The sequence below is a fragment of the Saccharopolyspora shandongensis genome (assembly GCF_900106995.1).
GTDB classification, from domain to species: domain Bacteria; phylum Actinomycetota; class Actinomycetes; order Mycobacteriales; family Pseudonocardiaceae; genus Saccharopolyspora; species Saccharopolyspora shandongensis.
In genome coordinates, this window is record NZ_FNOK01000094.1 from 1 (window position 1) to 20021 (window position 20021).

The 20021-nt window shown below is 70.3% G+C and carries 23 protein-coding genes and 2 pseudogenes; 13 read left to right on the plus strand and 12 right to left on the minus strand.

Annotation, left to right across the window (positions count from 1 at the left end):
- Window positions 1–250 (plus strand): transposase (locus tag BLW84_RS44230; protein ID WP_177227046.1); only part of this gene is annotated, 250 nt, incomplete at its 5' end.
- Between the two features lie 188 nt (window positions 251–438).
- Here the strand turns inward: BLW84_RS44230 and mycP are convergent.
- Window positions 439–1725: a type VII secretion-associated serine protease mycosin gene (gene mycP, locus BLW84_RS44235; RefSeq protein WP_093278513.1), complete on the minus strand. Its 1287-nt coding sequence runs from the start codon at window positions 1723–1725 to the stop codon at window positions 439–441.
- A 120-nt stretch (window positions 1726–1845) separates the two neighbouring features.
- On the opposite strand from mycP, the gene BLW84_RS44240 reads away from it, so the two are divergent.
- Together BLW84_RS44240 and BLW84_RS44245 are read left to right on the plus strand one after the other, a co-directional pair.
- Window positions 1846–2160, plus strand: coding sequence for a hypothetical protein (locus BLW84_RS44240; RefSeq protein ID WP_143061347.1), 315 nt, complete (start codon window positions 1846–1848; stop codon window positions 2158–2160).
- Window positions 2157–3443, plus strand: coding sequence for a hypothetical protein (locus BLW84_RS44245; RefSeq protein WP_093278517.1), 1287 nt, complete (start codon window positions 2157–2159; stop codon window positions 3441–3443). Before BLW84_RS44240 ends, BLW84_RS44245 begins: the two co-directional genes overlap by 4 nt.
- A 142-nt stretch (window positions 3444–3585) precedes the next feature.
- Here BLW84_RS44245 and BLW84_RS44250 read toward each other — a convergent pair whose 3' ends face one another.
- The 7 genes from BLW84_RS44250 to BLW84_RS48205 form a co-directional block, all read right to left on the minus strand.
- Entirely contained in the window at window positions 3586–3981 is a 396-nt protein-coding gene (locus BLW84_RS44250) for a YbaB/EbfC family nucleoid-associated protein (RefSeq protein WP_245761810.1), read from the minus strand.
- Window positions 3962–4474, minus strand: coding sequence for a hypothetical protein (locus BLW84_RS44255; RefSeq protein ID WP_143061348.1), 513 nt, complete (start codon window positions 4472–4474; stop codon window positions 3962–3964). Before BLW84_RS44255 ends, BLW84_RS44250 begins: the two co-directional genes overlap by 20 nt.
- Entirely contained in the window at window positions 4471–5529 is a 1059-nt protein-coding gene (locus tag BLW84_RS44260; protein WP_143061349.1) for a WXG100-like domain-containing protein, read from the minus strand. Before BLW84_RS44260 ends, BLW84_RS44255 begins: the two co-directional genes overlap by 4 nt.
- A gap of 30 nt (window positions 5530–5559) precedes the next feature.
- The gene (locus tag BLW84_RS44265; protein ID WP_093278523.1) at window positions 5560–5886 is read right to left on the minus strand and encodes a hypothetical protein; all 327 of its coding nucleotides are present in this window, start codon (window positions 5884–5886) and stop codon (window positions 5560–5562) included.
- A 326-nt stretch (window positions 5887–6212) separates the two neighbouring features.
- Window positions 6213–7463 (minus strand): sensor histidine kinase, encoded by a 1251-nt coding sequence (locus tag BLW84_RS44270; protein ID WP_245761811.1) that lies wholly within the window; start codon window positions 7461–7463, stop codon window positions 6213–6215.
- Window positions 7460–8125 (minus strand): response regulator transcription factor, encoded by a 666-nt coding sequence (locus BLW84_RS44275; protein ID WP_177227047.1) that lies wholly within the window; start codon window positions 8123–8125, stop codon window positions 7460–7462. Before BLW84_RS44275 ends, BLW84_RS44270 begins: the two co-directional genes overlap by 4 nt.
- A 151-nt stretch (window positions 8126–8276) precedes the next feature.
- Window positions 8277–8420 (minus strand): hypothetical protein, encoded by a 144-nt coding sequence (locus tag BLW84_RS48205; protein ID WP_177227048.1) that lies wholly within the window; start codon window positions 8418–8420, stop codon window positions 8277–8279.
- Here BLW84_RS48205 and BLW84_RS44280 point away from each other — a divergent pair.
- The 5 genes from BLW84_RS44280 to BLW84_RS44295 all read left to right on the plus strand — a co-directional run bounded on the left by BLW84_RS44280 (window position 8419) and on the right by BLW84_RS44295 (window position 12131).
- Complete coding sequence (locus BLW84_RS44280; RefSeq protein ID WP_093278551.1) at window positions 8419–9096, plus strand: helix-turn-helix transcriptional regulator; 678 nt, start codon at window positions 8419–8421, stop codon at window positions 9094–9096. The genes BLW84_RS48205 and BLW84_RS44280 overlap by 2 nt on opposite strands.
- A 59-nt stretch (window positions 9097–9155) precedes the next feature.
- On the plus strand, window positions 9156–9812 hold the full coding sequence (locus tag BLW84_RS44285; RefSeq protein ID WP_093278525.1) for a response regulator transcription factor: 657 nt from the start codon (window positions 9156–9158) through the stop codon (window positions 9810–9812).
- Window positions 9813–10036: 224 nt separating this feature from the next.
- The gene (locus BLW84_RS44290; protein WP_093278526.1) at window positions 10037–10666 is read left to right on the plus strand and encodes a DUF8189 domain-containing protein; all 630 of its coding nucleotides are present in this window, start codon (window positions 10037–10039) and stop codon (window positions 10664–10666) included.
- A 326-nt stretch (window positions 10667–10992) separates the two neighbouring features.
- Entirely contained in the window at window positions 10993–11298 is a 306-nt protein-coding gene (locus BLW84_RS48210; protein WP_177227049.1) for a hypothetical protein, read from the plus strand.
- Complete coding sequence (locus BLW84_RS44295; protein ID WP_177227050.1) at window positions 11295–12131, plus strand: sensor histidine kinase; 837 nt, start codon at window positions 11295–11297, stop codon at window positions 12129–12131. The genes BLW84_RS48210 and BLW84_RS44295 overlap by 4 nt, the downstream gene beginning before the upstream one ends.
- Before the next feature lie 178 nt (window positions 12132–12309).
- Here the strand turns inward: BLW84_RS44295 and BLW84_RS44300 are convergent, their stop codons facing one another.
- Entirely contained in the window at window positions 12310–13248 is a 939-nt protein-coding gene (locus tag BLW84_RS44300; RefSeq protein WP_093278555.1) for a DMT family transporter, read from the minus strand.
- Here BLW84_RS44300 and BLW84_RS44305 point away from each other — a divergent pair.
- The gene (locus tag BLW84_RS44305) at window positions 13247–14659 is read left to right on the plus strand and encodes an aminotransferase-like domain-containing protein (RefSeq protein WP_093278530.1); all 1413 of its coding nucleotides are present in this window, start codon (window positions 13247–13249) and stop codon (window positions 14657–14659) included. The genes BLW84_RS44300 and BLW84_RS44305 overlap by 2 nt on opposite strands.
- Here BLW84_RS44305 and BLW84_RS44310 read toward each other — a convergent pair.
- The gene (locus tag BLW84_RS44310) at window positions 14656–15138 is read right to left on the minus strand and encodes a MarR family winged helix-turn-helix transcriptional regulator (protein WP_093278531.1); all 483 of its coding nucleotides are present in this window, start codon (window positions 15136–15138) and stop codon (window positions 14656–14658) included. The two genes, BLW84_RS44305 and BLW84_RS44310, sit on opposite strands and share 4 nt — an antisense overlap.
- 64 nt (window positions 15139–15202) lie before the next feature.
- Here BLW84_RS44310 and BLW84_RS44315 point away from each other — a divergent pair, with 64 nt between their 5' ends.
- Window positions 15203–15661, plus strand: coding sequence for a hypothetical protein (locus BLW84_RS44315; RefSeq protein ID WP_093278533.1), 459 nt, complete (start codon window positions 15203–15205; stop codon window positions 15659–15661).
- 77 nt (window positions 15662–15738) lie between these two features.
- On the opposite strand, the gene BLW84_RS44320 is transcribed toward BLW84_RS44315, so the two are convergent.
- Window positions 15739–16959, minus strand: a complete 1221-nt coding sequence (locus BLW84_RS44320; RefSeq protein WP_143061351.1) for an MFS transporter — start codon at window positions 16957–16959, stop codon at window positions 15739–15741.
- Window positions 16960–17035: 76 nt separating this feature from the next.
- Here BLW84_RS44320 and BLW84_RS44325 point away from each other — a divergent pair.
- Window positions 17036–17682, plus strand: a pseudogene (locus tag BLW84_RS44325) (helix-turn-helix domain-containing protein).
- On the opposite strand, the gene BLW84_RS44330 reads toward BLW84_RS44325, so the two are convergent.
- Window positions 17630–18271 carry a GNAT family N-acetyltransferase gene (locus BLW84_RS44330; protein WP_245761812.1) on the minus strand — a complete coding sequence of 214 codons (642 nt, stop codon included), beginning with the start codon at window positions 18269–18271 and terminating at the stop codon, window positions 17630–17632. The pseudogene BLW84_RS44325 and the gene BLW84_RS44330 sit on opposite strands and share 53 nt — an antisense overlap.
- 471 nt (window positions 18272–18742) lie before the next feature.
- On the opposite strand from BLW84_RS44330, the pseudogene BLW84_RS49730 reads away from it, so the two are divergent.
- Both BLW84_RS49730 and BLW84_RS44340 read left to right on the plus strand, forming a co-directional pair.
- Window positions 18743–18934 (plus strand): annotated as a pseudogene (locus tag BLW84_RS49730) (helix-turn-helix domain-containing protein); the annotation flags it as partial.
- A 189-nt stretch (window positions 18935–19123) separates the two neighbouring features.
- Window positions 19124–19873 carry a response regulator transcription factor gene (locus BLW84_RS44340; protein ID WP_093278539.1) on the plus strand — a complete coding sequence of 250 codons (750 nt, stop codon included), beginning with the start codon at window positions 19124–19126 and terminating at the stop codon, window positions 19871–19873.
- Window positions 19874–20021: the final 148 nt, after the last annotated feature.

Here is a 20021-nt window from a genome sequence, read left to right on the forward strand (position 1 = left end):
GCTCAAAGACTGGCTGGCCCGCCACCACGACCGGATCGAGATGCATTTCCTGCCCGGATACTGCCCCGAACTCAACCCCGTCGAACTGCTCAACGGTGACATCAAACATCACGTGACCGCAACGACAAGCCCTCGCACCAAGTCCGAGCTGGCCGCAGCGACACGCACCCACCTGCGCCGTCGCCAGAACCAGCCCGACCACGTGCGTGCCTTGTTCGGCAAGGAAGAAGTCCGCTACGCCGCCGACTAGACACGCCACAATTGCCCTACCCCCCAATATGTATGACCAATACACGGCGTCACGACTGTCCTCGCTGGGGAACTCCAGAGGAGTGGGCACCGTGAACCCGCGGCGGTGCGAGCTGAGTCCCACACCGCATGCGGCTGACGCCGCATCCTGAAACGACCTCTAAGCCGTAGCGGTCCGGGCGCCGATCCTCAGCGATCGGCGATGAGGAAGATCTGCTCCGGTGGTTCGACGGCGGCGGGTTCGGCGGGCAGCGAGCGCGCCCGGCCCGCCCGCCAGCGGCGCCGTCGCCCGCGCGGCAGGACCACCGCCATCGCCGCGGCCAGCACGACCACCCCGGCCGCGGCGATGGTCAGCCACTTCGCCGCGTCCGTCGTGCCCTGCTCCCACGCGATCCGGTCGAGCCGAGCCTGATCCGGGGGCTGCGGGACGTGTGCGGGCAGTGCCGCCGGGCTGTCGAGGTCGAGCCCGTCCGTCACCGCCCGGTACGGATCGACCAGGCCGGCCCCGTAGCCGTCGCCGTTCGCGCCGCCGCGCGCCGGGCTGGCGGTGGCCATCAGCCGCTGGGCGACCTCGGGTGCGGTGAGCCGGGGCCAGGCGGCGCGCACCAGCGCCGCGGTCCCGGCCACGAACGGCGCGGCGAAGCTGGTCCCGTCGACGTAGTTGTGACCGTCCACCCTGGTCGTGGCGAGCACCTTCTCGCCCGGCGCGACGAGGTCCACGTACCGGCCGATCTGCGAGCCGGACATCCGGGCGCCGTCGATGTCCACGGCGCCGACGCCGAGCACGCCGTCGTACGCGGCCGGGTACGACGGCAGCTCGGCGCTCGCGTCCCGCTGCGCGTTGCCGGCCGCGGCCACCACCAGCACGTCCTTGGCCACCGCGTAGGCGACCGCGCCCCGGATGGCGGGATAGTCGTCCAGTCCCGCCAGCGACAGGTTGATCACCTTCGCGCCCTGGTCCGCGGCATAGCGGATGCCGTTCGCCACCACCTGCGGGTCGATCCGCAGCGACTCGCCGCGATCGCCGACGTCCCGGTCGCTGATCCGCACCGGCAGGATCGCCGCGTCCGGCGCGACCCCGTGGAAGCCGACGCCGGGCACCTGGTCGGCGGCGATGATCCCGGCCACCCCGGTGCCGTGGGAGACGCAGTCGAACGCGCCCGGCAGCGCGCCGCTCAGGTAGAAGTCGCGGCCCGGCAACACCTTTCCCGGCCGGCGCAGCTGTGGGTGGTCGGCGTCGACGCCGGAGTCGACGACCGCGACCAGCACCCCGGCGCCCCGGCTGTGCGGCCAGGCGCGCTCCGGGTCGAGGACCTGCTGGGCCCACGGCCGCTCCCGCACCTGCGGGCGCGCCGGCTCCGGGTCGTGGCAGGCGCCGGGCGGGGGAGCGGCGTCCGCGACGGTGCCGCCGGTGATGTGAAGCGCCGTCGCGGCAAGCACCGCGGCGGCGACAGACAGCACTCGATGTCGTTTCATTCCAGCAATGTTCTCGGCCCGATGTGTCACGCCATGCCTGTTTGGCCGCAACAGGTCACCTCGCCGCACCGCGCGAACGTTCGTGACAGGTTGGACGAGCCGGCGACGGAGGTGATGGCGTTGAGCTACGAAGTCAGGGCGGAAACCGGGCTGGTGTCGGCGGTCGCGACCAGGTTCACCGAGGACCATCCGGCCGATGCGGACAAGGCCAAGCTCGCCGTGGCCAGACAGGCCGGAGAATCGGACCTGGGCTGGGCGGTCGCCGCGGCGAACAGCATGTGCGTCTACACCTGGGAGGTTCGCCTCCGTCAGCTGGGCCGGGACGCGGAGGCCGCGGCCAACGGCGTGGCCGCGGCGATGGGCGTCTATGTGGCTTCGGGCCGAACGGCAGCCGATGAGCTGCGCCGGAACGCCCAGTGGTTGGAAGAGGCATGATGCTGACCGTTTCGGCGCTGGTGAACGCGAAACCGCAGTTGTGGGTGGCCGCGGCCGAGGACGCCAAGGAGGCCGCGCTGCATTGCCGTGAGGTGGCGGTGAGCGCGCGCTACGTCGCCCAGACCCTGACGCATTCCTGGCCTGACGATGCTGGTAGGGAGGCGCGGCAGAACTTCGTACGGCATACCCAGGACTACGAGGCGGCTGGGCTCGTGCTGGCCGGGCTGATGAACGTCTACGACGCCCTGGCCGGGGCGATCCAGGCTGCGCAGCGGACCCTGACCGGCGCGCTGGACTATGCCCGTCAGCACGAGCTCGCGGTCAGTGATACCGGGATGGTCAGCGGCAGGGAGAACCAGCAGGCGGAGATCAATACCGCGGCTTCGCTCATAAGCAGAGCCCTCACCGACGCCACCAGCGCGGATGAGCAAGCCGCCAACCGGTTGCGGACGATTGCCAGCCTCACTCGCGAGACGGATCCAGCCATGGTCCAGACGCGGTTGCGCAACGGCGCAGACAGCCCGCGCGAGATCGCCGAGCGGATGAAGAACCGGCCCGATGACGTGCATCCGCTGAACATCCCTCCCGAGCTGCTCGACCTGATCCGCGAGGTCTCGGAGGAGACCGGCATCAGCCAGACGCTGCTCCAGGCCATCGTGTGGCAGGAGCAGCAGTGGTACCAGAACTGGGAGAAGGACGGCGGCCCGCTGACGGAGGTGGGCCGATTCCTCGACTGGGTGGCGGAGGAGACCTTCATGCCCGACAAGTCGTTGGGCATAACCCACATGAAGATCGACACGGCCCGCGAGGTGATCGCGCAGAACCCTGCGGCGTTCACCACCCCCGACGGGACTTACCTCGGAGATCTCAGCGACGCGCAGTTGGCGAAGTACATCGAGAAGTACCCGCAGGAGGACATCCGGCTTGCCGCCTACTACCTGGCCGAGTTGAAGGAGAACCCCTACGGAGCGGCCACCGACAAGCAACTCTTCCTGCTGTACGCCACGGGCGACGAACCCGACATGCGAGCCAAGAACCACCAGTATGGAGACGCTACCGAGCCCCGGGGTGGGGAGATACGGCCCAGGGCCGAGGCGTGGGACCGGCTCCAACCGCGGTTGGCCGACGCCGCCGACTGGGCGTCGCTCACCGCGCGGGAGCGGCAGCAGGCGCTTGCCGAGATCGCGGCCGACACCCCACGGGGAGCCGAAGTCGACCTGCACCCGGTCTATGGCAGCGACGAAACTGCTGCCGGTGCCAAGCCTTGGCCCTTCGAGCGCTGAGGAACCAGCCCGGGCTGCCCAGCGGAGATCGAGAATCCTCAAAGGACTGGGTTCGTCGATCCTGCCCAATGCAGTCGGGTATTTCGACGTGGTGCGTGCGCGGCGGCGAGCGATCTGTGCGAGCGCTCAGTTGCCACCCGGCTCAGCGGCTCGGCGGGATCCGGCCCAGCGCGCGGTCCAGTTGGTGCAGCGCGGGGTCGAAATCGACGTCGGTGCGGTCGATTTCGGCGTCCGGGGGCAGGAACGGCTTGGCGAGCTCGAACACGTCCTGCCGCGCGCAACCGGCCGCGAACCGGATGGTCCCGACGATCTGCTCGGCCAACCGCCGCGAATCGGGGGCGCGGAAGACGCGCGGATCGATGTGCAGCTCGACGAGTTCGCCGCGGCCGCTCACCGTCGCCGAGACGAGGCCGTCGGCGGAGTCGGCGGTGACCCGCATGGCGGCCAGTTCGTCGCGGAAATCCCGGATCCCGTCGGCGAGGCGCTCGTAGGTCTCCCGCATCTCGCCGAGATCGTGGTCATCGGTCCCGTTCTGCACGCGTGCTCCGTCCCTTTTCGACACTGCCGGCGAGGCGGGTGGCCTCGGCGATGACCACGGGCCAGTCGTCCTGCCCGGCACCCGCGACCAACACGACGACCATCCGATTCCCGTCCGGCACTTGCACTTCCGCCTTGATCCGCGGCAAGAGCAGCTCCTCCCGCGTTCCCTCCGGCGGCCGGCGGTACGCCCCGGCGTGCAGGGCCACCAGCGCCGGCCCGTTGGCCAGCATCACGACGCCGACCTGTGCCGCCGGGTGTCGCCGCCGGTAGGGCACGACGAGGCTGCTCGCGATCGCCACCGCGGGCAGCGGCATCGCGGTCAGCGGGGCGACGCCGACGGCCAGCGCCAGTGAGACCGGCGGGTCGCCGGCGGTGAACTTGCCGAGGATGCGCGCGCCCTGCTCGGCGGCCTCCGGCGGCATCGGCATCGGCTCGAAGCCTTCGGGCAACGCGATCTCCGGCATCCGGGATCGGGAGGCTACCGGCGTCATCGCGCCCCCACCCGGTCCCGCGCCCTGGATTCGTCGCGCGCGCCCTGGCTCTCGTTGTCCGCGGCGATCCCGTCCCCGGCCGCGTTGGCGAACGGGACGACGATGCCCAGCGGGGTTCCCTTGAGCGCTACCTGCAAGGGGTTCTCCGGAACCCAGTAGGACTCCAGGTCGTTGAAGTACGTCGGCGGACCTTCGTCGGGGGTGGCGGCCTCGGCCAGTACCTGCTCGCTGACGACCAGGGTCGTGCCGAACGGCACGTTGCGCACGCCGAAGTTGACCGCCCGCCAGTCCCAGATCAGCGTCTCCTCGGCGACATCGGCGCCGGCCGTGTCCGCCAGCGCGTGCCCGCCCAGCGCAACGACACCGGTGCCCAGCGACGCCTTCCCCAACGCCTCGCTGGCCGCCACCGCGATGGGGTGCTTGCTGACGCCGACGGCGTCGGAGGCCAGGCCGAGCGTGGTGCTGATGTCACCCACCACATCGGACACCTTGTTGACGAGTTCGGCGTTGTCCGTCAGCAGGTCCTGGCCCCGCTCCAGCAGGTTCCGGCCCTCGCCGAGCTCCGCGACGATCGCGGCGTGGTCCACGTCCCGGCGGTTGGCGATGCCGCCCAGCAGGCCGTTGAGGTGGTTGTTGATCCACGACGCGACCTGCTTCACGATCCGCTCCTGGGCGTCGTCGCCGATGAACGGGACGGCCCCGGCGGCCTCGTACGGGACGGTGTTGAGCGCGATGATGTTCTGGATGTACTGCTTCGCGTTCTTGACGTCGGCGGCGAACGCGCCGGCGAGCCCGCCGAGCTGCACCATTTGACCGGCGACGCCGACGCCCAGGTTGATCTCCCAGGTCAGCACGCTGACGAACTGGCCGCCCGCCGGGTCCTGCCAGGCCTCCCAGACCGCCTCGATGCCCGCCTCGTTGAGGCCCGCGAACGCGGCGGCGGAATCCAGCAGCGCGAAGTACATCGCGCCCACCATGTCCTCGTTGGTGTCCGGCCACTCGGTGAGCGGCTTGACCTTGGACCACAATTCCCCGGAGGGTTCCGAAACAGGCACAGCACTTCCCAGTGTCGCGTGTGGACGGATTCAGCGGATGCCGGGAACCCCGCCCTCGATGGTCTGGCTCGCGGTGATCTCGGCCTCCCGGTACGCCTGAACGGCGACGCGGCCCGCGTGGGTGGTCATCTCCAGCTTGTCGAGCACGCCGTCGGCGAGGGTGCGGACCTGCTCGGCGGCCGGGACGTAGGTGGGCCGGAACGCCTGCGCCAGCCTGCCCTGCCCGATGCCTTCCTCGTTGTTGACGGTCACCGGCCGAAGCCGGAGCCAGGTGCTGCTGGTATCGCTCAGGAGCGACTGGATCTGCACTATCTCCGTGTCGGTCGCTTCGAGCCGCATGTTGAGTTCCCAGGTCACGCCCCACCCCGAAGTCTCGTTCCAGCCCGGATCCGGACCCACGGTAGGCGCGGAGCCGGCGGGGGAGGACCGGATGACACCTTGCTGCCATCACCGTCGTGCACGACCCCAACGGCGGAACGCCGAACCCTTCGACCCGAGTCGATGTGCCGCCCTGGCACGACATCACGATCCGCAGTTTCAATGGAAACCTGCGTCCCGCAGGCACCCCGAGGACGAGTTTCAATTGAAACCTGCGGTTCATCGAACCCTGGGGATCAGTTTCAATTGAAACTGTGGGTACGTCGACACCCGACGTCCAGTTTCAATTGAAACTGGGCACTCGGTCAGGACGTGCTCAGTGGGAGGCGCAGCTCGAAGATCGCGCCGCCCTCGTCGGCGTTGTAGACCGCCAGCGTCCCGTTGTGGGCTTGGGCCACCCAGCGCACGATCGACAGGCCCAGCCCGGACGATCCGCCGGTGCTGCTGAACCGGTCGAAGGCGTCCGCCGCCGCCTCCGCGTCGATGCCGGGGCCGTGGTCCGCCACCGTGACGGTGCCGCCGGCCACCGTGATGTGCACGATCGCGTCCGAGCCCGGCTGCCGCCCGTACCGCATCGCGTTGTCCAGCAGGTTTCCGATGGCCCGCTGCACCAGCACCGGGTCGGCGTCCACTTTGGTCGGTGCCGCCGTGACGGTCACCTGCGCCCCGTCGGTCCGGGTGTCCTCGACGACGCCGACCACCAGCTGGTCCAGCCAGACCGGCTGGATGGTCAGCTGTTCCACCCCGGCCGCGAGCCGCGCCCGGGCCAGCAGGTCGTCGATGATGCTGCCCATCCGCGCGGCCAACTGGACGGTGCGTGGCAGCAGATCGGCGCGCTGGGTCGGGTTGTCGAGCGCAGTTTCGGCGAGCGCGCGCAGCGCCGCTACCGGTGTCCGCAGGTCGTGCGCCGTCTCGGCGAGCAGCACCTCCTGCTGCTGCAACGCCGCTGCCGCGGGCCGGATCGAGCGTCCGGACAACAGGTGGCTCGCGGCCCCCAGCCCGCCGATCAGCACCGCGCAGCCGCCGATCACCACCAGCACCAGCTCGGCGTGCCGCTGCTGCTCCGGGCGGGCGTCGGCGACCGCGACCACCGCGCCGATGTAGGTGCCGTCCCGGCTGATCAGCGGCTCGGCCCGCACCCTGACCGGCTCGCCGCCGGTGCCCTCCTGGTAGCCGGCGACCAGGTTGCCGGACCCGACGGCCTCCGCGGCCAGCCCGTTGAGCACCCCGATGTCCATCGGCACGCACTGCCGGTCCGACAGGTGCGGCTGGAAGGTGGGGGCGCCGCCGGGCAGGATCGCGAACTGCGGGCAGCCCGCGTTGAGCACGTCGGCGTTGACGAGGTTGAACTGGATGGCCTCGTCGAAGCCGACGAGCCTGCTGACCGACGAGGTGATCCGGTGCAGCTCGGCATCGGTCTGCTCGATGCCCCGCTTGCCGTCCTCGCTGATCACGAACCAGGTGAGCACCACGAGCCCGATGGCGTTCATCGCCGTGAACAGCGCGGTGAGCGTCCAGCGCAGCCTGCGCAGCCGGTCCGCTGCGGAGTGGTTCACGGCGTGCCGAGCCGGTAGCCGACGCCGCGCACCGCGTGGATCAACTCGGGTTCGCGCAGCTTGCGGCGCAACCGCCGGACCGTCGCGTCGACCACGTTGGACATCGGATCGGTCTGCTCGTCCCAGCAGTGCTCGATCAGATCGGCCCGTCCCACCGTTCGCCCCGCCCTGGTGAGGAGGTATTCGAGCACGGCGAACTCCTTGTTCGTCAAGGTCAGCAGCGCGCCCGCCCGGCGCACCTCGCGACGCGCGCAGTCCATCACCAGGTCGGTGTGGCTCAGCACGGTGGGCCGGAAGATACCCGCCCGGCGGCAGAGGTTGGCCACCCGCTCGGCGAGCTCGGCCATCGCGAACGGCTTGACCAGGTAGTCGTCACCGCCGTGCTCGAACCCCGCGACCCGGTCGGCGAGCGCGTCGCGCGCGGTGAGGAACAGCACCGGCGCGTGCCAGCCCTCCCGCCGCCTGGCGTGGACGTAGTCGATGGCGTCGCCGTCCGGCAGCATCCGGTCGAACACCACGCAGTCGTAGTTGTTTTCGCGCAGGGCCGGATCCGCGGTCTTGATGTCGCCGCAGGCGTCGACCTCGACGTCCGGCGTGCGCAGTTTCGCGGCGAGCGCGATGCGCAGGTTCTCGTCGTCTTCGACGACCATGATCCGTGTCATCAAAACCTCATGTGGTGCGGAGGAAAGTCGGTGCCATGCAGTTCCAGCCACCCGCTCCGCCCGGCGCGCACACCGCGCGGAACACCTTCCTCGAGCCGGGGGACGCGAAGCGAACCGCGCCCCTGAACGCTAACCCGAGGACGGGCGCAGGTCAGCCGATCGGTCCGATCTGGCATGAACCGGCCGCGGGCGGGAGCCGGAACTCGTTGCGGCGCGCCGGGAAGCCCTGCTCGGGGGAGCAGCGGGACGCGGCCGCGCAGTCCGATTCCCACTGCTCAACGGAGGTGCCCGTCATGAAAGCCCAGTCAGCAGGTCGGCTCAGCCTGGTCGGGGGAAGCGGTCCGGCGACGGGCCGCGCCAGGATGGACGCGCTCCTCGCCTCGGCCACCGGTGAGGTGCTGATCATGGCGGTCGGCGCGCAGTCCTGGCCGATCGGGGCGCTGCGCCGGTCGGGCGCGAACCTGCGCCACGGCGTGCGGTACCGGGTGCTGGCGCCCGACGTGGTGCGGCTTTCCGGTGCGCTGACCGGCTTGGCGCTCGCCGGCGCGGAGGTCCGGACCGATGCCGAGGTCCCGATGGAGGCGGTGGTGGTCGACGGGACGTCCGCGGTGCTGCCCGCGGACCGATCGAACGCCGGGACCGCCGCGGGCGCGGCGTTCTTCCAGCTGCCCAGCGTGGTCACCGCGACCGTGGGCCTGTTCGAGCGCATCTGGCGGTCCGCGGTGCCGCTGACCCCGGCCGATCTGCCGGAATCCGGCGACGTTTCGGTGCTGACGAGCCGGGAGCGCGACCTGTTGACCCTGCTCTGCTCGGGCAGCACCGACGAGTCGGCGGCGGCCCGCCTGGGCATCTCGGTCCGCACGGTCCGGCGGATGGTGGCCGACATCATGCACCGGCTCGGCGCGCGCAGCAGGTTCCAGGCCGGGGTCAAGGCGGCCGACCGGGGCTGGCTGATGGACAAGGCGGGGTGATCCGGCCCGGTCTCGCCAATGCCGGTATGCGGCAGGCGGTCGCGCGCTAGCGTGCACCTGTGCGGGTGTTGGTGACCGAGGACGACGACAACTTGCGGGTGGCGCTCGACGGGGCCTTGCGCGGCGCCGGGTTCGCGGTGGACGTCGCGCCCGATCTGCCCGCCGCCGACGAGGCGCTGTTCGTGAACGCCTACGACTGCGCGGTCTTCGACCGGATGCTGCCCGCCGGGGACGCGCTGCACTACGTGCGCGGCAAGCGCGCGGAAGGCTGGCCGGTGCCGGTGCTCTTCCTGACCGCGCGGGACAGCCTGGCCGACCGGATCGACGGCCTGCGCCTCGGCGACGACTACCTGGTGAAGCCCTTCGCGATGGCGGAGCTGGTGGCCAGGGTGCGCGGCCTGTGCCGACGCACCACGGCGGGCCGGCCGGCAGTGCTGCGCTGCGCGGACGTCGAGCTCGACGGCGGCAACCACCAGGTGCGCCGGGCGGGCGTGCTGCTCACCTTGACCCGCAAGGAATTCCTGGTCCTGGAGCGGATGATGACCTCGCCAGGCACGCCGCTGTCGCGCCCGGAGCTGATCGACCACGCGTGGGACGAGGCGGCGGACCCGGCGTCGAACGTGCTCGACGTCGTGATCGGCCGCCTGCGCCGCAAGCTCGGCGACCCGCAGCTGATCCACACCGTCCGCGGCGCCGGCTACCTGATCGGCGAGTAGCGGGCCGACCACCACGCGGTAGGATCCGGCGCCCGGGTCGTCGGGACCGAGCGGATCGGCGCCCGGGTCACGTGCTTTCTGGGCTTCTTGCCCGATAGTGCGGGTTCGAAGATCGTGTCTGGACTCCGATTCCGGGAGTGTGGCTGGTGCCTTTGTTCTCGCGTGGCAACAACTCTGGGCGTTCCGCCGGTAACGGTGCGCAGCCGCAGATCGCGCGGGCTCCTATGGTGCCGCAGAACCACCCGGTTTTCGACCAGCCGGTGTTCGCGACCGGTGATCTCGCGATCCACCGGGACGCCCAGGGCAAGCTGCGGATCTTCGGGATCGGGCTCGACAAGAAGCTGTGGGAGGTCTCCGAGACGCGTCTCGCCTCCAACGACTGGGCACCGCCGGCGAACCTGGGCGGCACCCTCTTCGGCGTCCCGTCGGTGGCGATGGACGGGCAGGGCCGGTTGTGCGTGTTCGCGCTGGGTGAGGACGGTTCGCTGATGCGCATCCGCGAGGCGGATGCGGCGTCCCGCGAGTGGCTCGGCTGGCAGAACCTGGGACATCGCCTGGTCGGCAATCCCATCGCGGTCCCCGACGCCAGGGGCGCGGTCGTGATCTACGGGCTGAACGAGGACGGCTCGCTGCAGGAGATCCGGGCCGAATCGTCCGACGCGAACTCGGTGAACCACGGCGGCAACATCGCCGAGCTCGTGGGTGTGGCCCAGGACTCCACCGGCCGGATCTACGTCTACGGCATCGGCAAGAAGGGCGACATGGAGGGCATCCACCAGACCCAGCCCGCCTCCGGCCCGTGGTCCAACTGGAGCAACGAACTCGGCGGCGTGTTCCTCCCGTCCGGTGGGTAGCATTCCGCCGGAATCGCCGATCCCGCCGGGCCGTTGCGGTCATGCGCGGTTGCGAGTGCCGCGCGACCAGTGGCCGGTGCGTTGTAAGGACCTGGGCAACCGTCTCTCCACGCCCTTCTCGCGGGTGCCCAGCACAGCGGCGGCCGAGGAAGCGCCTCCAGCATTGCGAACAGGGCCTGGTTCACCGGTTCCCGAATCGGAAGAAGGAACCTTACCTTCTTACCTGGTCGTCGGCCGGTTCAAGATCATTGCGGACTTCTGAACTTTCTCGTTCATGTGTCTTTCCTGGCCCGGGATTCGGATGTGTCTGCCGCTAGCGTCCCAGCTTGCGCGGCAAGCGCATCGAATCCGGTACGGCGGCGCCGGGAACGGGACGGACGGCCATGGGGCGGGAACGGATGTCGATCGAAGGCGGGGACGACGTGCTGGCGGCGCTGCGGGACGAGGGGCGGCTGGTTGTTGCGGTCGACCGCTTCCGATTCGACGAGCCGGCGCACATCTGCTCGCCCTACGACCACGACCTGCTCGCCCGCGCTCGCCGCCTGGTCCGTTTTGGGCCACGGCCCTTTGCAGCGATTGCTTGGGCGAAGCGGCCGCAGGTGTCCGGCTTGCGCTGCACGGCGGAACTGTGAACTGGCAGATCCTGCTGAGCGTGCTGCTCGCGGTCTGCGAGTTCGTGGGTGTCGGACTGGTCGGCGGCGTCGTGCTGCGACTGCTGAGGCGGTTCCCGGTCGTGGTTCCCTTCGCCTGCGTAATCGTGATCACCGTGGTCGCGATGGCCACCGGCACCGCGATCCTCACGATCGGGCTTCCGGAACGGACGGTCGGGGAGCCCGTCGTCATCGGCATGGCAGGCGTCGCGGCAATCGGGGTCGGACTGCTGCTCGGCGCGCCGGTGATGCGCGACGGCCAACACCTGGTGCGCGGCCGCGTCGAGGAGCAGCGACTCGCGGCAGAAGTCGACGAACTGTTCGCTCCGCACCGGATCCAGGCCCGGGGAATCGATCTGCACCGCACGCCGGTGAGGCTTGGCGAACTTGTCGGCGACGCCGTGACCGAGGCAGCGGAGGCCGCAGAGGCGGGCGGAGCGCGGTTGTGGGCGAGGTGGGTCGACCCCGCTGTGCTCTCCGTGGACCGGGCGGAGATCGCTCGAGCCATCGACAACTTGCTGATGAACGCGATCCAATGCGGCCGGGGCGGCACGGTGTCCATGGACGCCTGGGCGGGCGAGTCGTGGATCACCGTGTCGGTCTCGGGTGAATCCGGCGGTGATTCGACGGAGGAAGGAGATCGGGCATCCGCAGCGGACAATCGTCGGCCGAAGGCATGCGACTACCGGGGAGTCGGATTGCGGCTCGCGATCGTGCAGGGCATCGTGCACGCGCACGGTGGTGAGCTGTCGGTGCGCGAGATCCCGGGCGGCTGCCGCTTCGAGCTCCTGCTCCCCGCCGGCTCGGTGCCTTGACGGCCCGGCGCGGGCGGCGGCGACGCCAGGCAGCGAATCTGCCCCCGTGAACTGTGCGGCAAGCGCCCGGCGCCTTGCCTTCGGTCGCCGGACAGGCGGCGAGTCCGGTGCGCGATCGACCGGGTGTGCCGAGTTCTCCCCGTGACCGCACGGCAAAAGTCATTCCACTTGAGCCGCCTCAGCGCTTGCTCGTGGTTCGGTCGAGCCGGGCGCGGACGGCGATTGCGGCGCAGGCGATCACGGCGATGCCGCCGAGGACCGTGGGCCAGGTGAGCTCTTCGCGCAGGAACAGCGCGGCCCAGCAGATGCTCATCACCGGCTGGGCGAGCTGGACCTGGCTGACCTGCGCCATCGGGCCGATCGCCAGTCCCCGGTACCAGGCGAAGAAGCCGAGGAACATGCTCACCACGGCCAGGTAGGCGAACGCGGCCCATTCGGTCGTGGTGCCGCTCGGGGCCTGCCAGGCGATCGAGATGCCGGTGAGCGCGATCATCAGCGGCGCGGAGAGCACCAGCGCCCAGGACACGGTCTGCCAGGCGCCGAGTTCGCGGGCGAGGAGCCCGCCTTCCGCGTAGCCGATCGCGGCCGCGACGACCGCGCCGAACAGCAGCAAGTCGGACCAGTGCAGCCCGCTGAGCCCGCCGCCCTGCAACGCGGCGAACACGACGGCTGCGGTCGCGCCCACGGCCGCCGTGATCCAGAACGTCATCGGGGGCCGCTCGTGGCCGCGGATCACGGCCATCACCGCAGTCGCGGCGGGCAGGACGGCGATGACGACGGCGCCGTGGCTCGCCGGCGCGGTGGTCAGCGCGAAGGAGGTCAGCACGGGGAAGCCCACCACCACGCCACCGGCGACGACCGCTACTCGGATCCACTGGACGCCGCGGGGCAGGCGCTGCCTCGTGATCGCCAGCGCGGCGGCCGCGAGCAGCGCGGCGATGACCGCGCGGGCAGATCCGATGAAAAGCGGTGACATGCCGCCGCTTTCGACGGCGACGCGGGTGAACGGGACGGTGAACGAGAACGCCGCGACCCCGAGCAGACCCCACCAGAGCCCGGTCCCCGGCGGGGATATCACTGGCGACGCGGTGAGAGTAGCGCTATCATTGTTCTTCATGTCTGACGATAGCAGTTCGGCGAGGATCGCGGCGGCCTTGAGGCAGTGGATCGCCACGGTTCCGCCGGGCGCGAAGCTGCCGTCGACGCGTTCCCTGGTCGCCCAGCACGGAGCGAGTCCGGTCACCGTGCAGAAGGCGCTGCGCAGCCTCGCCGCGGAGGGCGTGGTGGAGAGCCGCCCGGGCGTCGGCACGTTCGTCCGCGCCGCCCGCGTCGCCCGCCCGAACGACTTCGGGTGGCAGACGGCGGCGCTCGGGGCGCCGAACCACCGGATCCCGCAGCTGCCAACGGCTTTGCAGTCCGCCCCGAACGACGCGATCGCGCTGCATTCGGGATATCCCGAGCGCGCGCTGCTGCCGGAACGCCTGGTCCGCGCGGCGTTCACCCGCGCAGCCCGCACCGACGCACTGGTCGACAGGCCGCCGACGGCGGGCCTGCCGGATCTGCAGTCCTGGTTCGCGGCCGAGCTGGAGTCGGCGACTCCGGCCGGCACGACCCCGGTCGCGCCGAGCGACGTCGTGGTCATCCCGGGCAGCCAGGGCGGGCTGATCACCGCGTTCCGCGCCCTCGTCGGAACCGGGCGGCCGCTGCTGGTGGAGTCGCCGACCTACTGGGGCGCGATCCTGGCCGCCGCTCAGGTCGGCGTGCAGGTCATCCCTGTGCCCAGCGGCTTCGGCGGTCCCGACCCCGACGCGCTGTCGCGCGCGTTCGAGCAGTCCGGGGCCCGGGCCTTCTACGCCCAGCCCAGCTTCGCCAGCCCGACCGGGGCGCTGTGGTCGCCTGCGCTGGCCGGTCGCGTCCTGGACGCGGTGCGGCAGCACGGCGCGTTCCTCATCGAGGACGACTCGGCGCACGACTTCGGCATGACGGCGGACCCGAGCCCGGTCGCCGCGCAGGACGACGGAGGGCACGTCGTCTACATCCGCTCGCTGAGCAAGAGCGTCTCCCCGGCGGTCCGCGTCGCCGGGCTGATCGCGCGCGGCCCGGCGCGCAAGCGGATCCTCGCGGACGCGCAGGCGGAATCCATGTACGTCAGCGGTGTTCTGCAGGCGGTCGCGCTCGACGTCGTCACGCAGCCCGCCTGGCGGACCCACCTGCGCCGGCTCCGCCACGAGCTCAAGGCCCGCCGGGACCTGCTCGTCGACAGCCTCCGCGAGCACGTGCCCGGCGCGCAGCTGGAGGCCGTGCCGCAGGGCGGCCTGAACCTGTGGGCGCGGCTGCCGGACGCCGTCGATCTCGGCCGGGTCGTGCAGGAATGCAAGTCGGCGGGCGTCATCATCGGCGCGGGCAGCGAGTGGTTCCCGGCGGAGCCGACGGGGCAGTACATCCGGCTCAACTACGCGGGCCCGAATCCCGGGGCCTTCCCCGAGGGGGCGCGCACGATCGGCCAAGTGCTCGCGCGCGCGGCCTAGCCGCGGGCGCGTCGGTCGAAGTCCCGGACGAAGCGGGTCAGGAGGCGCGCGAGGGCGGCGCGGTCCTCGCCCGCCCAGTCCGCAGTGGCTTCGGCGATGACGCGGCGGCGGAAGTCGCGGATCTTCGCGAGAACCTCGCGCCCTTCGCCGGTGAGTGCGAGCAGGGAGCGGCGGCCGTCGTGCTGATCGGCCTCGCGCCGCAACAACCCGGCGTTGAGCGCCTGCGCGGCGAGCCGGCTGGACCGCGGCTGATCGACACCGAGCACCGCCGCCGCGTCCGTCACCGTCAGCGCGCCGCCCCGATCCTCGGCGGATTCGACCGCATCGAGCAGCTCGAAGACCGCATCGGGGAGTTCCGCGTGATGGCCGGTTCGCTCGCCTCGCCGCTCCGACAGCCGCGCCAGGGTGCGGCGCTTGTACGCGCGGCGCAGGGCCACGACGGCCGCCTCGATGTCCGCTGTGTCCCGGTTGCCGGCCATGCTCCTCCATGCATATCCTCGAATAACTACATGTCATCTTACATGGATATGAACTGGGGGATGCATGGACGCGCCGAAGCCGATCGGATACTGGCTCAAGCACCTGCACGACCTGCTGGAGCGGCATTTCGACGCCACGCTCGCCGACCTCGCCATCGGCAGGCGGCATTGGCAGGTCCTCAACACGCTGAGCCGCGGCGAGGCCACCCGGGACGAACTCGCGGAGGCCCTCGCTCCGTTCTGGGCCGGGGGAGAACCGGGCCTGGACGAGGTCTTGCGGGAGCTCGCCGGTTGGACGACCGGCGCCGGAGGTCCTCTCGCCCTGAGTGACGACGGCCGGGTTGCGCACGAGCGCATAGCCGCACGCATCCACGCGAATCGCGCAGCGGTCCTCAATGGACTGACTGCGGATCAGTACGCCGAGACCGTGCGGATCCTGTCGGTCATGGCGGCCAACGTCGAAGCGGCGCTCGGCGACCACGCCGACGCGCCCTTCGCCGTTTCCCGCGCCGGGACGAGGTGAACGCATGGCGGCCGGCGGGCTCGACGCGCCGATTTCGCGCGAAATCGCCATCTACCCGCCAGTCGCCATGCGGTGCTTCAGCGGGTTTTTCGCGCCCGGTCGAGGAGGACGAGCGGGATGGCGGCCAAGGCGAGGGCCGCACCGATCAAGCACACCGAGGTGAGCGCGGCCCCTTGTGCGAGCGAGGCGGCCGCCAGGACCGGCGTGATGCTGATGCCCAGCTGGAACGCCGACACTGTGGTAGCGCCGGCGAGCGTCGGCGCGTCGGCCGCGATCGCGAAGACGCGCCCGTAGAGGGCCGGGTTCAGCACGAACGCGGCGATGCCCAGCAGGAGCACCGCCGGGACCACCGTCCAGACCTGCTGGATCGCGAAAACCATTGCGACTGACAAGATCGCGATCGCCGACGCGCCGGTGAGCAGCGCGACGTGGGGGCGCCGATCGGAGACGCGGCCGCCGACGGACAGCCCGGCGAAGGCGCCGATCCCGAACAGCGCGAGGATGGCCGGGATCCACGCCTCGGGGACGCCGGTGACGCCGGCGAGCATGGCGGCCAGGTAGTTGAACGTGATCATGTATGCCGCGGTGGTCAGGATCGTGATCGCGTAGATGCCCCAGAGGACCGGCTTCCGCATCGTGGTGAGCTCCCGCGACACGCTCGGCGCGGCGGTCCGCTCGGCGCCCGAGGAGGCGGGCAGCCCGAGCAGGCAGCCGACCATCCCGGCGGCGGTGAGCGCCACCACGGCCCAGAAACCGCCGCGCCAATCGGTGAAGTGGCTCAGCAGCGTGCCAGCAGGGCCGCCGGCGACCATCGCCACGCTGAGGCCGCTGACCACGACCCCGGAGGCGCGCGCGTTGCGGTCCGGGGTCACCAGTCCGATCGCGGTCACCGACGCGACGGCGAAGAAACCCGCGTAGGCGATGCCCGAGATCGCCCTGGTGATCAGCAAGACCTCGTAGTCGCCGAGCAGTCCGGCCACGATGCCGGCCGCGAAGACGCCCTGGGTGACCACCAGCGCGGTGCGGCGCGGCCAGCGCAGGCTGAGCACGGCGAACGGCGGCCCGCCGATCACGACGCCCAGCGCGAACGCGGTGATCAGAAGCCCGGCGGAGGAGAGCGTGACGTCCAGGTCGGCGGCGACCGCCGGTAGCACCCCGGCCAGCAGGAATTCCGCGCTTCCCATCGCGAACAGGCTGAAACCCAGTAGGTACACACCGGCGGGCAACCTGTCGGAGCTACCGCTCCGCGTTGTCTTCCTCGTTGATTCCACAGTCGTGTCCACTCGGACCACCTCCACCGGGAGGATCCGGAGGAATTGGCGGTTTCAGCAAACAACGTTGCCGATTCCGGGACGGATTTGGTCGACTGCCCACATGGACGACAACCCGAGCGTCGGCGCCGTGATCGAGCAGATCGCACCGCGGCTGAGGCGCGCCCGCGAGAAGAAGGGCGTCAGCCTGGCCGAACTCGCGCGAGCCACCGGCATCTCGACCAGCACCCTCTCGCGCCTGGAATCGGCGCAGCGCAAGCCGAGCCTCGAACTCCTCCTGCCGATCACGGCGGCGCTCGGCGTCCCGCTCGACGAGATCGTCTCCGCGCCCCGGATAGTCGATCCGCGCGTGCCGCAGCAGCCCGCGAAGACGGGCGGCCGAGTGCTGCTCCCGTTGTCGCGGCACCAGGGGGAAGCGCGTGCAAGATGACGATCCCCGCGCACGACGAAGAACCCCACCTGCGGACCCACCAGGGCTTCGAGTGGCTTTACGTGCTGCGCGGACGGCTGCGCGTGAAGCTGGGGGACCACGACTTCGTCATGGGAGCCGGCGAAGCGGCCGAGTTCGACTGCCGGATCCCGCACTGGTTCGGCGCCGCCGGACGCGGCAGCGTCGAGGTGCTCAGCCTCTTCGGGAAGCGGGGCGAGCGCATCCACCTCCGCGCCTCGCGGCGGCGGGACGCTCCCGCCCGCGACGTCACGGGTTCCAGACCATCGTCTGCTGGTGCAGCCGCTTCCCGTCGTGCCTGATGCCGGGGACCAGCGGTGTTGGGCCGTGCTTGGCGAAGCCCATGCGTTCGAAGAACCGGACGGCGCGGGTGTTCTCGCACAGGGTCTGCAGGTGGCATCCCGGCGAACCGGCTTCGCGGAGCCGATCGAGCCACCGGTTCATCAGCCCCTCGGCGGCGCCGGTTCCGCGTGCCCGGCGCTCCACGTTGATGTGCAGGTGGGCAGGCCACCGGGCGTCTTCGAACTCGCCCGAGGTGAGCTCGCGCCGGATCGCGATGCGCGCCATGTCGACGGCGGCGCGGGCGAAGAAGGCCGCGGGCCCGGGCCGGAAGACCAGCCGGTACTTCCTGATGGCCTGGTCCATGCGCTTGCTCTCGCTGGGGAACGCCGAGCCGTCGAGGCATCCCGTCAGGTAGCCGACCAGGGTGCCATCGGACACGGCGACGAACAGCGAATCCGGTGCCAGGTCCATGTACGGCGTCAGGTAGACGGCGGCCTCGGATTCCTCGTGCCCCCACAGCGAAGCGGACGGAGAGCCCTCGCCCGCGCGCCCGAACAACTCGCGCAACTCGGCGCGGTCGGCCTCCGCGAAGGTGCGTATCTCCACCACGGGAACGACATTACCGATTCGCCCGGTGCTGCGGCCGCAACTTCGGGTTGTTCTGCATTCCCGGCGAGATCCGCTCGGTGAGCCGCGCCGGCGGCCAGGGCCGGTCCAATCCGAGCAGATCGGTGGTATGCGTCTCATTTTCGAACGGCTGGGCGCGTCGGTGTCGTGTTAGCGGTGACAGCGGAAGAAGGGAGGAGCTTGGTCCGAGCGTCGGCGGCAAGGCTTCCGGGAAGGAGGCGTGCAGGCCGAATAGGACGCGTTTCAAATGGGGGTATTCCCGCGATCTCGCGCTGCGGCCCCGATTATCAGCTCCGACGCCGGACGATCGAAACCGGTGGTAGGTGCGTTGTTCCGCGACGCTGGGGCGGGCATTGTGCCGAACAACGTGCTCGAACGCAGGGTCGGAGGAGGAACGCGATTGGTTACCAAGGCCGAATCGGTCCGGCGCTCGATGAACGCGGGCTGAATTCCGCCGGTTACACGTCTCGGGAGATCGGCGTGTTGCGGCTGCTGGCGGAAGGCTGGGACACCGAGGAGATCGGGAAGAAGCTCTGCTATTCGGAGCGGACGGTGAAGAACGTCATCCACGCCATGACGAGTCGGCTCAACCTGCGCAACCGGCCGCAGCTGGTGGCCCACGGTGTGCGGACGGGCGTGATCTGAGCTGTCCGGGTGCTCACGCCGCGATGCGCTGTTCCCGGTGGATGTTCCGGTGCGGGAACGGCTTTCGTCCCGTCCAGGTGCGGCAGCGATCTCGCGGTTCGATCCGGAAAGGCGCACTTCGACCGTCTGCACGTGGCTCGGTGGTTCGGACTAGGGTGGCATGAAAACGGCAAGAAGCAGGTTTCGAGGATGACGCAGGCTGATCTTGGTGCGGATCACCGTTTCCGGGGGCGGGAGCCGCGGATCCTGGTCGTGGAGGACGATCCGACGGTTGCTCAGGTGGTCACCGGCTACCTGCGTCGGTCGGGATACACGCCGGTGCATGCTTCGGATGGTCCGATGGGGTTGGAGTTGGCGCGGCAGATGTCGCCGGATCTTGTCGTGCTGGATGTGATGCTGCCGGGTCTGGACGGTATCCAGGTATTGCGTGAGTTGCGTGTGTCCAACCAGGTGCCGGTGATCATGCTGACCTCGCTGGGGGAGGAGGAGCATCGTCTGCGTGGTCTGGAGTCCGGTGCGGACGACTATCTCACCAAGCCGTTCAGTCCGCGTGAGCTCGTGTTGCGGGTCCAGTCCGTGCTGCGCAGGACGTCCGCGATGCCGCCGGCCCGGGTCGATGGTGTGTTGCGTGTCGGTGATCTCTTGGTGGACCGGACGGCGCGGGTGGTGAGCAAGGCCGGGCGTGAGCTGACGATGCCGATCAAGGAATTCGAGTTGCTGGTGTTCATGATCCGCAACGCGGGCCGGGTGGTGCGGCGGGACGAGCTGATGCGGGAGGTCTGGGCGCACAACTTCGGTGATGCCTCCACGGTCACGGTGCATGTCCGGCGGTTGCGGGAGAAGATCGAGGACGACCCGTCCCGCCCGGCGTTGCTGAAGACCGTCTGGGGCGTGGGTTACCGGCTCGATCTCCCTGCGGCCGGCGCCGGTTTGCCATGAGCCCGTTGCTGGTCGCGTTGATCGCGGTGTGCGAATCGGTCGGTGTGGGTCTCGTCGGCATGGTGGTGCTGCGGTTGCTCCGCAAGTACCCGGTGGGATATTCGCTGGTCGCGGTGATCATCATCACCGTGTATGCGATCAACACGAG